The organism is Brevundimonas sp. KM4 (assembly GCF_000964075.1).
GTDB lineage: Bacteria > Pseudomonadota > Alphaproteobacteria > Caulobacterales > Caulobacteraceae > Brevundimonas > Brevundimonas huaxiensis.
Map to the genome: position 1 here is coordinate 1 of NZ_JZRG01000033.1, position 12172 is coordinate 12172.

General features: G+C 58.9%; 15 protein-coding genes and 1 tRNA gene. 9 read left to right on the forward strand and 7 right to left on the reverse strand.

Going from position 1 to position 12172, the window contains the following annotated elements; all coding sequences use genetic code 11:
* Positions 1-96: 96 nt before the first annotated feature.
* Positions 97-669: a hypothetical protein gene (locus tag VH88_RS14265; RefSeq protein ID WP_197071101.1), complete on the reverse strand. Its 573-nt coding sequence runs from the start codon at positions 667-669 to the stop codon at positions 97-99.
* Positions 670-1208: 539 nt separating this feature from the next.
* On the opposite strand from VH88_RS14265, the gene VH88_RS14275 reads away from it, so the two are divergent.
* A complete protein-coding gene (locus tag VH88_RS14275; RefSeq protein ID WP_045811837.1) occupies positions 1209-1649 on the forward strand; it encodes a hypothetical protein in 441 nt (146 codons plus the stop codon).
* A 322-nt stretch (positions 1650-1971) separates the two neighbouring features.
* Here the strand turns inward: VH88_RS14275 and VH88_RS14280 are convergent, their stop codons facing one another.
* Positions 1972-2337 (reverse strand): hypothetical protein, encoded by a 366-nt coding sequence (locus VH88_RS14280; RefSeq protein ID WP_045811838.1) that lies wholly within the window; start codon positions 2335-2337, stop codon positions 1972-1974.
* 186 nt (positions 2338-2523) lie between these two features.
* Between VH88_RS14280 and VH88_RS14285 the strand changes: the two genes are divergently transcribed.
* The gene (locus tag VH88_RS14285) at positions 2524-2748 is read left to right on the forward strand and encodes a helix-turn-helix domain-containing protein (RefSeq protein ID WP_045811839.1); all 225 of its coding nucleotides are present in this window, start codon (positions 2524-2526) and stop codon (positions 2746-2748) included.
* 162 nt (positions 2749-2910) lie between these two features.
* A complete protein-coding gene (locus VH88_RS15815; RefSeq protein WP_082064523.1) occupies positions 2911-3672 on the forward strand; it encodes a DUF4760 domain-containing protein in 762 nt (253 codons plus the stop codon).
* Positions 3673-3708: 36 nt separating this feature from the next.
* Here the strand turns inward: VH88_RS15815 and VH88_RS14290 are convergent, their stop codons facing one another.
* Both VH88_RS14290 and VH88_RS14295 read right to left on the reverse strand, forming a co-directional pair.
* Complete coding sequence (locus VH88_RS14290; RefSeq protein WP_045811840.1) at positions 3709-4212, reverse strand: hypothetical protein; 504 nt, start codon at positions 4210-4212, stop codon at positions 3709-3711.
* A gap of 146 nt (positions 4213-4358) precedes the next feature.
* A complete protein-coding gene (locus tag VH88_RS14295) occupies positions 4359-4679 on the reverse strand; it encodes a DUF6471 domain-containing protein (protein ID WP_052689627.1) in 321 nt (106 codons plus the stop codon).
* Positions 4680-4785: 106 nt separating this feature from the next.
* On the opposite strand from VH88_RS14295, the gene VH88_RS16745 reads away from it, so the two are divergent.
* From VH88_RS16745 to VH88_RS14315, 6 genes are all read left to right on the forward strand, one after another.
* Positions 4786-5004 (forward strand): transposase, encoded by a 219-nt coding sequence (locus VH88_RS16745; protein WP_052689628.1) that lies wholly within the window; start codon positions 4786-4788, stop codon positions 5002-5004.
* Between the two features lie 29 nt (positions 5005-5033).
* A complete protein-coding gene (locus VH88_RS14300) occupies positions 5034-5858 on the forward strand; it encodes an IS1595 family transposase (protein WP_156146868.1) in 825 nt (274 codons plus the stop codon).
* Between the two features lie 238 nt (positions 5859-6096).
* Positions 6097-6348, forward strand: coding sequence for a hypothetical protein (locus tag VH88_RS14305; RefSeq protein ID WP_045811841.1), 252 nt, complete (start codon positions 6097-6099; stop codon positions 6346-6348).
* 852 nt (positions 6349-7200) lie between these two features.
* Entirely contained in the window at positions 7201-7476 is a 276-nt protein-coding gene (locus VH88_RS14310; protein ID WP_045811842.1) for a DUF3892 domain-containing protein, read from the forward strand.
* A gap of 58 nt (positions 7477-7534) precedes the next feature.
* On the forward strand, positions 7535-7858 hold the full coding sequence (locus tag VH88_RS15825) for a hypothetical protein (RefSeq protein ID WP_082064525.1): 324 nt from the start codon (positions 7535-7537) through the stop codon (positions 7856-7858).
* Between the two features lie 145 nt (positions 7859-8003).
* Entirely contained in the window at positions 8004-8675 is a 672-nt protein-coding gene (locus VH88_RS14315) for an HNH endonuclease family protein (protein ID WP_156146869.1), read from the forward strand.
* A 557-nt stretch (positions 8676-9232) separates the two neighbouring features.
* Here VH88_RS14315 and VH88_RS16145 read toward each other — a convergent pair.
* From VH88_RS16145 to VH88_RS14325, 3 genes are all read right to left on the reverse strand, one after another.
* Positions 9233-9304 (reverse strand) — tRNA-Arg (locus VH88_RS16145).
* Positions 9305-9380: 76 nt separating this feature from the next.
* The gene (locus VH88_RS15465; protein ID WP_052689630.1) at positions 9381-11783 is read right to left on the reverse strand and encodes an EAL domain-containing protein; all 2403 of its coding nucleotides are present in this window, start codon (positions 11781-11783) and stop codon (positions 9381-9383) included.
* Positions 11784-11785: 2 nt separating this feature from the next.
* Positions 11786-12172: iron dicitrate transport regulator FecR (locus VH88_RS14325; protein WP_045811844.1), on the reverse strand; the 387-nt coding region annotated here is incomplete at its 5' end.

Sequence of the window (12172 nt, forward strand, 5' to 3'; positions counted from 1 at the left end):
AGGAAATTCTCAGGGGCACGTCAACATCAGCCTGCAGGCAATCGGTGTGAAGCAGGGTGACTGGGGTCTGGCTATTCATGTTGATTGGCCGATCGCCTAGCGGACCGGGCCGTTGGTGAAGCGACGGTCAAGCCAGTCGGCAACCTTCTCCAGATCGTCCGCTACGCCGCCACCGGCGGCAGCCTTCTGCCGGACCTGAGCCAAAAGTTCTTCGCGGTCGACGTAATCGACGACCTTGGCGTAATCACCGCGCAGGCCTGCCGGTCCGAACTTTGCCCGGGCTTTAAGTGCGATCAGATCGAGGTTGGACTTTAAGCGGTTGGCCTTGTCCGAGATCACGCGACAGTTGCCAACGACGTAACCCTTGTTCGGGTTGATGCGATCCAGCGAAGGCGATTCGGGAAGCCGACCCTCCCCGATGACCAAACGAACATCCAACACGGGACAGAAGGTCGGGATAATGACCGCCTGAAGCGGAAGGTCGAAAGCGATGCGCAGCTTTTCCGCGCGCTTCTTCGCGCGGTGGCGCACTGCCCATTCCGGCTGTTCGCGACCGCGACGGCGCAAGTAGTTGCGCATATATGCAGCGTTGCAGCCGGCGCACGCTTGCCGGTTTTTGGGCGTTCCGTGATCCGGACAAATCGCCGGAAGAAGAGTATCACCGTACATCAGCACATCCTTTATCGATGATGCTATATGACATCGATGGTCTTAACGGTCAACAATGCCCGCAAAGAAGAGTGACATTCAGCTTGGCGTCCTTGTCACGCCGGCCCAACTACGAGCAGCGCGAGGCCTCCTGAACTGGTCGGTTGCGGAACTAGCGGAGCGAGCCGGCTTGGCTCTTGGCACCGTACGGAAGGCGGAGAACGCGCGAGATTTTATGTCTGTTTACAGGCCGAACGCCGAGTTGCTGCGGTCGACCCTCGAAGGTGCCGGCGTAGCCTTTATCGATGCTGACGACATGGGTGTCGGGGCACGCCTTATCGATCCAACCGTCGAGCCGACGGGGTTCAGGCGTTCCTGAGCAGACACGACTGACCTTGGACCGGCGATGCACGTTCTTGAGGCGAAGAACCGGGGTCGAACGTTGGCGCTGGTGGCAAAGGACATAGTGCCAAGGCCGGCAATCGCGCCGAGCGCTGTTATGGCGCAAACACACCTTGAGGTCTGAGACATAAATCGTTGTTCTTGTTACGTTCTCTGTCATGGAAAACGCAACCTACAACCGCCCCAACACCGTTGCCGGTCTCATGGAGAAGCGCCGCGAACTCGCCGCGCTCCTGAAGCGTGTGCGCGCGGAAGAGAAGAAGATCGTCTGCGACCTCGATCATATCGATGCCGCGATCCGTCTCTTTGATCCGACGGCCGACACGGACCGCATCGTCCGCCACCCCACCAAGCACCGCGCCAAAAAGGGCGAAGTCGTCCGGTTGGTCGTGGGGATGCTGAAAGACGCGGACCATCCGTTGACGGCCCTCGACATCGTCCATGCTCAGGTCAAGGCGCGTGGGCTGAAGGCGGATGACGCAACCCTCGTTACTATGCGCAAGCGGATAGGGGCCTGCCTGACCAAGCTGAAGAACGACGGCGTCGTTCGGGTAGTGCCGCTGCCGGGATTGTATCAGGGTTGGGAGATGGGTCGATGACCCCGATCCAGTTCTGGCGTGGACAGCACCTCTATCAGATCGCGCCGGCGCGCGAGGGCGACGGCTTCATTGGCTTGCGTAGCGGTCGGGTCGTTGCAACGGCACCGAACGCTGCTGGTGTCATGCGGACACTAATCAAGGCGGCTGCATGGGTGCGCTAAACTGCCCGAGCCAGCGCGATCCACCTATAGGAGGATCGCGATCGCCGTCCAAAATGCGACAGGGCGTGGGACTGACCATCGAGATCGTGTCCCCATGACGCGAGAACATCTCAACTTAAGGGAAATCGTCCACGCCAACCACCGGCATTGACGGCAATTCTCTACCGCTCATCCCTGAGGATAGTTGTGTTGGGTGGGTTCGTCTCACAACTGGCTTCGATCCACACCCGCTGAGAGGGCTGCATCACCAGTAGGCTCTCACTCATATCAATTATGAACCTTTGCCGCGTCTCCCCGATCCGCGCGGTCCCGCAATAGCGGGCTTGTTCATATAAGCCGGGAAACTTCTTCACATAGATGATTGTCGCGCGCTGATTTGTACGATCCCTCAGTGCGGTCTCTAGTAAAGTGACCATCATCTCATCCATTTGACGCATCGCGCGCTCAACACGCGCCTGCCCCAGAGCGGGCATTGCGGCGCCACTGACGAGGATCGCCGCCATCGTACCAATCAATATCGTTCTCATCAGCGTTTCCCATTCACAGCACTCAGGATGCCGATGAGAAGCCCGATGATCGCCCCGACAGGACCGGCGACGAAGAAGCCGACCACTCCGAATATGATGCCCATCAGGCAACCCATTTTGCACCCCTCTTCAGATAGGACATCTATGTCCTAGAGGGGTTACCGCTCCGCTAACACCATCGCGCCGATGGAATGGGAGAAAATCGTCGGCGCTAACATCAAGCGCCTCCGCAAGGAGCGTGGGCTGAGCCAGGAGGCACTTGCCGGCGAAGCGGGCCTTGCGATGCGCCATATCGGTCGGATCGAACGCGGGGAAGGTAACCCGACGGTGTCGATGATGGACAAGATTGCGACTGTCCTAGGTGTTCATCCAGCCGCACTGTACGCCGAGGTCGCTACCGGGAAATCTTGACATTTTGCCGCCAGTCCGCTATATCTTGTACCAAGTAGAGATCGAACTCAAATGGAGGCCAGTATGACCCGCGAAGGTTTTCCTTGGGGCTAACCCCCAGAATATGATTTGAAAAGCAGCCGAAAGGCTGCTTTTTTTATGTCACTTTATGGGGAGTGACATATGGCATACAGGAGTTGGAAAGAAAGAAAGTCGATTATTCGCGCCATTATAGCAGATGGCGATAATCCTACACTGGACTCCTTCAAATTAACTGAAGAAGAGGCGCGATTTTTTAGGTCTCGCGCTGACGCTGCGATCTTAAAAATCGTAAAAAGCACTTCTGTTTTCAAATCGAACTACAGCGTAATTAAAAAAGACCTATTCCTGCCGACTATAATTTTAGTGTCTTTCATAATAGCTGCATCTGTTACTTCAGGAATACTCCTTTTTTACAACATTTCTGATGCAAATAGGACTGCGCCAATAGTAGCGTGCGTGACTGCCGCCGTAGCGGCGTTGGGATGGGGGGTAACATCCAGCGTTTCGCACGCAAATTCTGTTCGGCAAAACACAACAAATCTTTTATTCGCTCGATTTAGCCAATCAGCTTATAAGGATTCCATCCATACATTTCATAAGGCATTTGGATACGGAGAATTTCCTCTTGTAACCTTACCTGAAGTCCGGAAACTACAAGCCTCCTCAAGTGAAGAAGACCAGAAATCGGCTGCGTCGGTTTTTTACGTACTCAACTATTTTGAATTTATATCCGCCGGAATTCATAAAGGCGAGATAGATATCAATATCGTTAGAGACCATATGCGGGGAACTTTTATATATTATTTCGATAAATGCATACCCTTGATCAATGATTGCAATAAACAAAATAGAAAATCGGCAGAATACTTTATCAAAGTCACATCAAGTTTCAGAGAGCCGTAATTTATCATCGCGGTTCGGCGCGTGAGCAAATCCAAATCATGAACTTGCTGCAATCACATGCCCCGCCCCGCTGATCTCCCAAGGATCGATGCGCCATCCGGTCGCCATCAACGCGGCCGCCGCCAAGTTGACCGCCGGCTCGTCCGGCACGTCGCTGGGCGCCCGCAGGTCACGAGCCTGGAAAGCTGCCAGCGCCAACGACGCGTCGTCCATATGCGTGGCCGCTTTCGCATGGCCTGAGACGAACGCCTCCCACACGAACAAGCCGCCCCGTTCCTGAAACGCTATCGGGCTGGTGGTCGCGAGCCGCTTCTTCGTATGTTGCGCGATCTGACTGAAGCACCACGGCATTAGGCCCAGCGCTGCGCCAAGAGCCCCGCAGCCGGCGCCCGCAGACCACGCCCGATTGAATGTGACCTCTGCGCCCAGGCGACGGCTTGTGATCCGCTTCAGGTCCTCACGACGGGGCGTCCAGATCGGCGCCTCGAAGCCGAGCGCGACGGGGATGCCCTCGTTGAGCGCGTCTGCAACGTCGCGCATGGCTGCATCTAGGTGCTGACCTGTGCCTGATCGACCACTTGAAGAGGCCCAGCCGATCTTCTCCGGACCGCCCACATCAACTGCTAAGACTAGCATTTCGCGGCCAGTTCGGCGCTGTTCATCATCGTATCCCCAGGTGGCTTCGATCAGGAATTCGAAACTGAGGTGTAGGAGTGGGAAAGGTCCAGCGACTTTACCTCCATCATCATCATGACGGAAAAGAACCAAGCCGCTGAGAATGAGCCGCGTGACACCTTGTTGCGTAGGTTTCGCTCATTTTCTTCGATGCCATGATCCCACATCAGGCCGGCTAGGGACTCGTAGGTTAGCCGGCGCTTCGCCATCTCAGCCTTCAGCAGGCCTTTGGCGACACTCATGCCCCCAGCCTCCATGGACGCCGCGTTGGCCTTGGAATCGAAATCATCTTCGGGCTCGGTGCCGTCTGGCCCAGATTTAGGCATCATCATTCTCCGCTGCGAATGACATCATAAATGGTGTCGTATGGCTTGACAACGGCAGCCATTTCCGTGCAAACGACATCATATATGGTGTCATTTGCACGGAAAGGACGGTTTGAGCCAGCATTTTCTCCTCTCAGCAAAGTCGCGGACGATCTCCGTCCGCGACGTCGCCCGTCTGGGCGAGGATGAGGCGTATGCGATGTTCAAGACCATCCGGTTCGCCGAGAACGACGGTGAACCCTATTGTCCGCACTGCGGAATAGCCGCCGTTTATGAGTACGTGCGCGCCGGCTCTTCAAATGCCAGGACTGCGAGAAGCAGTTCTCTGTGACGTCCGGCACGGTCTTTCGCAGCCGGAAGATGTCCTATGCCGACATGATGCTGGCGGTGGTCCTGTTCGTGAACGGTGTGAACGGGAACGCGGCCCTGCGGATGAGCCGCGACCTGGGCTGCTCGTACAAGACGGCCTTCGTCATCTGCAAGAAGCTGTCGCGGGTTATGGCGGCGATGCAAGCCGAGTCAGTTCTGACGGGGCAGGTCGATATTGACGGCGTCTATATCGGCGGTTCCGTGCGTCAGGAGAACCTCGTGAAGGATCGCAAGACGGACGGACGCAAGCAGTTCAACACGAAGCGGCGCTCCATTGTGACGGCCCGCGAGCGGCGCCCCGGCGGCCGATCCCGAGCCTGGGTCGTCGCTAATGAGAAGGCCGCCGATCCGTACATTAAGAAGGCGGTCAGCGCGGCAGCGCAGGTCGTGACGGATGAATCGCCAGCCTATTCTCGCTATTTTCTACACTTTGCCGATCATCAGACCGTCAATCACAGCGTCGGCCTGATGGTCGATGGCGTCCACAATAACCTCGTCGAGGCCCAGCACGCCCGCATTCGACGCTCTGAGCGCGGTGTCTATCTCCACATCAACGGCGCCCACGCCCAGCGCTTCGCTGACGAACTGTCCTGGCGCGATGACTTCCGCCGTCTCGATAACGGCCAGCAGTTCCGGATGCTGCTGGGTAACGCGCTCGATCTCACCCCTGATGCAGAACTTGTCGGCTACTGGCAGGCGCGGCCCGAACGTGTACGCGACCTAAACCGCCGGCGCGCACTAAAGGCGCTGACGCTGAAGCGTAAGGGGAAGGGGTCGGCGCCCATTTCGACCTACTCACAACCTGCCAGCGCGTAGGCCGTCCTTCGATCTCAACGACCACACCGTCGCTAACACGCTCCTTCATCGAGGTCCTGACGGCGCTATCCAGTTTGCCCATCGCGCCGTTATCGCTGACATCGACTTCCATCTCGCTGGCGATCACCTTGGAGATTTCGCGGGTCGTCATAGGCTCGTTGCGGCGCCGGAGGGTCTGATACGCTGCCTTGGCTATGACGCCCTTCCGTCGCGTCTTGCGCGGATGTAGGGGCGTCAGATGGTGGGGCGTCCACTCTGGATCGACGTGGAGACGGAGCAGGTAATCCAGCCGCTCCTTTTTCTCGCGCAGGACCCGTTTTCGCGCCTGGATGCGGCGGTCGGCTTCCGCCAGGGCTTTCAATCCCACGATCGTTTCCGTGGGCATCTCGGCGCGTTCGTATTCGCCCAGGGCGAGGCGGTAGTCGCGTTCGAGGGCGATGCGAATTTCGTGAAGGCTGGACATGGCCTCAACCTGCCAGCGGAACCGTAGCCATAATCCGATCAATCATGCTGAACGGGCAATTATTACCCGCATTGCGCGAGGACTCGAAAACAGCACGCGAATCGGCCAAGCTGACCTGCGTCGGCGAATCGACCAACGGTTAACAAATCGCCCACCACAATATGTTGTGGGTATCTCGGTTGAATCTACTAGACTCTGGCAAAAAGGCGCCTTAGCTGAGTCCGAGTGAACACGGTTTCGCCAAAGGAGGCGCTGGGAACGAAGTAGGAACTGAATGTCTGGGAGGGGACCTGCATGTGCAGGGGGATGCCGAGACGGCTGAGAGGAGCGGCGGGCCAAAGTTTCTGAGGCCGAGGACCGACCGCCCCCCTCTCGACAGCACCGAGATACGACGCTGTGCGAATCAGATTGCTCGCGCGTGCTTAGCACGCAAGTCGATCTATCCACAGCGTCTCCTTTTCAATGTGAATCCCGTGGAGGGATTCACCAGGAGACCTACGCAATGGCTACTCATAAGCCTGGATCAAGCACGGGCCGCAACGGCGGCATCTTCCAAGAAATCGGCCCGCGTGGCGGTGCCCGGCCCAACTACACGACAGTGCCGGATAACCATCGCCTGCCGCCGACCACGTCGCCAGGGGCCACGTGGAAACCGACTCACCGCACTCCCAATAGCGACCGCTAAGGGAGGCGATGATGGTCGAAATCCCCCAACGTCCAATGGTCCCTGAAGTGCCGATGCGGCCGACCTATCCTACGGCACCGTCGCGTCCCTCCGGACCGACTTATCCATCGCGACCGATCCAACCGATCCGTCGCTAAGCCTATGGCGGCCCACGCTCAAGGCGTGGGCCGTTCCACCATCTATCGAGAATTCAAATGGCAGACGTACAAGTAAGCTGCATCAAAAAGCAGCCTCGCAACGACCCCTACGAGGGGATCACTCATCTGGGCGGAAAAGCTGGCGGCGGTTGGAAATGGACGCGACAGGAAGTGATTTCTTCGATCGAAGCCAAGACCAACACATTCTTCACGTTGGTGAATGGCAATCGCGGCGACATCGGCGTGGTCAACGGCGCGAGCGGGAAATACCTCCGCACATACGCAGACGGCAAATGGAACGATAACCTGCTCTCCCTGCCGGAATGCCCCTAAAGGGAAGGGGGTGTGGATCACCACACCCCTTTTCGTTCAGTCCCGATGGAGTTGAATGATGTCCGATAGCCAGTTTTTGTTTGATTCCAGCGGTAATTGGATTGCCTTCCGCCTCGATCAATTTGTGTGGGACGCCGATATGAACTGGATCGGCTGGTTGCCGTGGGACGACGGCCACATCGTCAGCGTGCGTGGCGACTATATCGGCGACATACATCCCGGAGATCGCCTTTTCCGGAACAGCTATTCTCCATATCGCGGTTACCCTGGCTATCCAGGTTATCCGGGCTATCCGGGTTACCCTGGTTACCCCGGTTTTGCGGGCTACTCAGGGCTACCGAGTGGCTGTTCAGATGTGAATTTGAAACAGTTCCGGACGTAGGTGTGTTTGCGCCATAACAGCGGCGCCGAGCCTCTAAACGATTGCGCCGGGGTCAGCATCTTGTTTTGCTTTCGCCTGCATGCGCTGCACGGCGCGGTCATGAACATGTTCGGCTACGGACGCCGATGATCGGGACCGTATCGCCTTGGCCCTCGAAAGTTACCTAGTGCGGCGCATGATCTGCAATTTGCAGACGCGCGGTTACGGTGCCTTGGCTTTGGACCTGCTGGACGTGTTGGCCGCCGTGCCAGTAGGCGAGCCCGCCGCACCGGCAATCATCAAGGCGCTGGATCAGCCGCCCCAATCCGCCATGCAATGGCCGGACGACGCGCTGTTCAAGCATGAATTTACGAACCAGCGGTTCTACGGCAGCTTGCGCAAGGACAGGGTGCTGATGATCCTTCAGGCGATCGAGGAACGAAACCAGAAGGCCTCGACCAAGTCGGAGCCCGTCCTCGCGTTTGATTTCTCCAAACTGACAATTGAGCACATCCTGCCGCAGACTTGGCGGACCCACTGGCACTTGTTGGGAAGCGTCGCCAGCCATGAGCGCGACATCGCGCTTCATGGCGTCGGGAACCTGACGCTGGTCAGCGACAAGCTGAACCCATCGCTTTCCAACACGCCGTGGTTGCCCACGGCTGCGTCGAAGAACTCGAAGCGATCCGCGCTTGAACAACATAGCCGTTTGGACATGAACGCCCGGCTGGTCCGCGACCATCCAGAACGCTGGGATGAGGCCTGCATCAAGCGTCGCGCAGCCGAGTTGTTCGAGATCGCCAAACACGTCTGGCCTGTCCCTAGCGACATATTGTAAGGTATGGGGATACGGACGTTGAACCGACACCACCGCCCTATCCGTGCTGAACAGCACGGGATCATGACCTACGAATTAGCGTCACAAACGGCGAAATCGAGGTGTCGTGCCTCGTTGACACCAGAGACAGCTTTTGCTGGCGCACTCTATCAGTTTCACTGACAAAGGTACCCGTTTGGCCGTCATAGCGTGTCAGGCAAGGTGACACCTGCCTCGGCTGCTGCGATATTTATGGCCGGTTTGGCTGACACAATCCGCGCGTAAATCGCTTCAGACACCCTTAACCCGGTGGGACAGACTGGCAGTGGAGCCATTTGGCGATGGTCGCATGCTGGGTGCTTGTCACTTGAAATCGTCCTGCCGTGAGACGGCTTCGGCGAACGATTGATGCTCCAAAATTGTTCTTCGGAAGCATTGCGAATGATCCCGAACCAAACCGCTAAAGCCGGTAACTTATTGGTTTTGCGCGGAATTATTTGGAAGGATGGTTAAGCATCGATAACCGGGCAACGCCACCCGGATGGGCGTTGTCAAACTGCTGATATTATTGAGAAAAATGGCGCACCCGGAGCGATTCGAACGCCCGACCCTCAGATTCGTAGTCTGGGAAAATATGCCCGATTTTCTGCACGTTAGAATCATCAATCCTGTAACGAGCGCCAATCGCGTGCTGCCCCAAGCCTCATGTTATGATCCCCTCAGGCTCTATGCAGCGGTGCCTAGATGAGTGTCGGACAGAACTTTTGTGCTTTCGGATGGTGTCAAAAAACTCACCAGACCTTCAAAAGGCAGTGGTCGCGAGACCCAGTAGCCCTGGATGGTGTCACATCCCAGAGCCGACAAGGCGTCAAAGACTTCCTCGGTTTCAACGCCTTCTGCGACGACGGTCATGCCTAAGCCGTGGGCCAGATCGACGGTGGATTTGATGATCAGGCGATCACGCGGGCTGTTGACGACATCAAGGATCAGGGACCGGTCGATCTTCAGCTCGTCGGCGTTCAGCATTTTCAGATAGCTGAGCGAAGATAGGCCAGCGCCGTAATCGTCGATCGAAATCCGCACCCCCGCCGACCGATAGGCCGCGATCGCCTGGGCCGCGATCTTCGGGTTTTCGATGACGGCGGTTTCGGTGATTTCGAAGATCAGATCGGCGTCACAGCCCTCGATCAACTGGAGCGCACGCGCTTGGAAGGCCTCGTCCACAAGGAGCCGTCCCGACACGTTCAGGGCGATGGCCAGATGAACGCCCCGAGCCCTGAGCGCGGCTTGATCTTCGATCGCCTTGACGATGCTCCATTCGGTGAGGGCCCTGATCTGTCCCGTCTGTTCGGCGATGGGAATGAAGAGGTCCGGCCCGATCCGACCCCGCACCGGATGATGCCAGCGGCACAGCGCCTCGACCGAAGCCGTAGAGCCGTCCGAGGTCTTGCGCTTGGGTTGATAGTGCAGACTGACGTCGCCCGTGCGCAGGGCGTCGCGCAACTCCGACATCAGGGCGAGGTTGTTGTCGGGATCGACAAAAGTCGCCTCGTCATACAGCACCGTACGGTCGTCCGAGAGATCGGCCTGGTTTAGCGCCGTCGTAGCCCGTTCGATCAGGGCGTCGCCGCTCGCTGATTGCCTATCCTGTGAGGCGCTGCCGATGCGGACGAACAGATCCAGCGGCTGGCCGTCGACTGTAAAGGTGGTTTCCACGGCGCGAAGAGATCTGGCCAGGGCGTGTTGCTGATCGGCGGACAGATCGGCCCGCGAGAAGGCGAGCACCGAGGACGCGATTTGCGCCACCAGGTCCACTTCGGCCAAATCGGCCAAGCGATCGGCAAGCTGGACCATCAAGGTGTTGGCGACGTCATAACCGACGACCCCGCGCATTTCCGCATGGCGATCCACGCCGATCGCAAAGACGGCGACGTTCGTCTCGGCTGTGGCGATGAGATCGTCGATGCCCGCCAGCAGGGCTCGGCGGTTTGGAAGCCCGGTTTCCGGCTGATGCATCGCCAGATGAAGCAGGCCGGCCTCTCGCGCCCGCACGATCGCCTTAGCCTGCCTCGTCAGCTCGACGCGGGTCGCCCAGATCGCCATCAGTGTCTGCGTGAAAAGAAGCGCGGCGATGTCGATGCTAACCGGCAACAAGGCCTGAAGCACGACCGGCGCGATCACGATCAAGGCCGTGACGGCGACATGGCGCACGACTAACCGCCACAGAGCAGCGCCCCCGCTTCTGACGGGCTGCAGCGCCGCGACGAGTCCGGCGCAGAGGATCAGAAGAGCCAGCGGGCTGAGGCTGATCAAGGCCCGTCCGCCAGCGATACTTTCGTAGGCGAGGGCGTGGATGATGACGCCGGGCAACAGCCCGACGGGCGTGGCGAACTCGTCGCCGAGTTCCAGGGCCGTCGCCCCCATCAGGACCTTCTTGCCGCGCACGAGCGAGGGGTCGAAGCGGCCGCTATAGACGTTCTCGAAACTGAGGTGGGGGATCGATTTCTGCTCGATCCCGAAATCGACGGTGAAAGCGCCCTGACGCACCGAGGCATCGGCCAGCAGGGCCGCGACCGATGGCGGCGCGTCTTCTGAGGCGCCGTAATCGTAATGGCGCACCCGTCCGTCCCCATCCACCGGCACATTGACCGACGCGAGCAACGACTCGTTCAGAAGCGGCCCGATCGGGCGGTTGCCCGATCTGCGTCTTTCGCCGGCGCCATATGACTCCATCTGCTCAAAGGTCGCCAACGCCACCTGGCCGGGGTGGCGCGATACCGCCGCCGCCAGCGCCTGATCGGACGCGGGGTTCGACGGCGCGCTGAAATCGACATCAACCGCGACCAGGGTCGCGCCCGCCAAAATCAGATTGTCGATCGCCTGGGCATACCGTCGCCGATCCCATGGCCAGGTCTCTGCGGCGATGAGGCTTCGGGAATCGATCTCGACGATCGTCAGACTCTGGCTGGCAGGTCGCTCCAGAACCGAGAACCGCGCAGAGGCGATGACGTCGTCGAGGGGCCGGAAGGCGTTCGCGAGCATTCCAATGCCCGCGAACGCCAGGATCAGCACGGACCAGATGACGACAGAAAGTCGACGTCGACCGAGTTCATCAGCAGAAGCGCGCATGGTCACCGCTTCGGAGGCCGAGGACCACCCTTGCCGGGATCATCCCCACCCGGGTTGCCATTGCCGGGGTTGCCGTTGCCGGGGTTGCCGGCACCAGGGTTGCCATTGCCGGGGTTGCCGGCACCTGGATTGCCGTTGCCGGGGTTGCCGGCGCCAGGGTTGCCGTTGCCGGGGTTGCCGGCGCCAGGGTTGCCGTTGCCGGGGTTGCCGGCGCCTGGATTGCCGTTGCCCGGATTGCCCGAGCCCGGGTTACCGTTGCCGGGGCTGCCATTGCCCGGATTGCCATCGCCTGGATTGCCGTTGCCAGGGTTGCCGTTGCCGGGATTGCCCGAACCCGGGTTGCCGTTGCCCGGATTGCCCGAACCCGGGTTGCCGTTGCCGGGGTTGCC

Bases quoted from the DNA above. Each gene is read 5' to 3' on its own strand.
- VH88_RS14300 (WP_156146868.1), top strand. From the start codon at position 5,034: ATGTCCTATGCCGACATGATGCTGGCGGTGGTCCTGTTCGTGAACGGT.
- VH88_RS14310 (WP_045811842.1), top strand. From the start codon at position 7,201: ATGGCAGACGTACAAGTAAGCTGCATCAAAAAGCAGCCTCGCAACGAC.
- VH88_RS14285 (WP_045811839.1), top strand. From the start codon at position 2,524: ATGGAATGGGAGAAAATCGTCGGCGCTAACATCAAGCGCCTCCGCAAG.
- VH88_RS14290 (WP_045811840.1), bottom strand. From the start codon at position 4,212: ATGCGCGACGTTGCAGACGCGCTCAACGAGGGCATCCCCGTCGCGCTC.
- VH88_RS15815 (WP_082064523.1), top strand. From the start codon at position 2,911: ATGGCATACAGGAGTTGGAAAGAAAGAAAGTCGATTATTCGCGCCATT.
- VH88_RS15465 (WP_052689630.1), bottom strand. From the start codon at position 11,783: ATGCGCGCTTCTGCTGATGAACTCGGTCGACGTCGACTTTCTGTCGTC.
- VH88_RS14280 (WP_045811838.1), bottom strand. From the start codon at position 2,337: ATGAGAACGATATTGATTGGTACGATGGCGGCGATCCTCGTCAGTGGC.
- VH88_RS15825 (WP_082064525.1), top strand. From the start codon at position 7,535: ATGTCCGATAGCCAGTTTTTGTTTGATTCCAGCGGTAATTGGATTGCC.
- VH88_RS14265 (WP_197071101.1), bottom strand. From the start codon at position 669: ATGTACGGTGATACTCTTCTTCCGGCGATTTGTCCGGATCACGGAACG.
- VH88_RS14305 (WP_045811841.1), top strand. From the start codon at position 6,097: ATGGTGGGGCGTCCACTCTGGATCGACGTGGAGACGGAGCAGGTAATC.
- VH88_RS14295 (WP_052689627.1), bottom strand. From the start codon at position 4,679: ATGATGATGCCTAAATCTGGGCCAGACGGCACCGAGCCCGAAGATGAT.
- VH88_RS14275 (WP_045811837.1), top strand. From the start codon at position 1,209: ATGGAAAACGCAACCTACAACCGCCCCAACACCGTTGCCGGTCTCATG.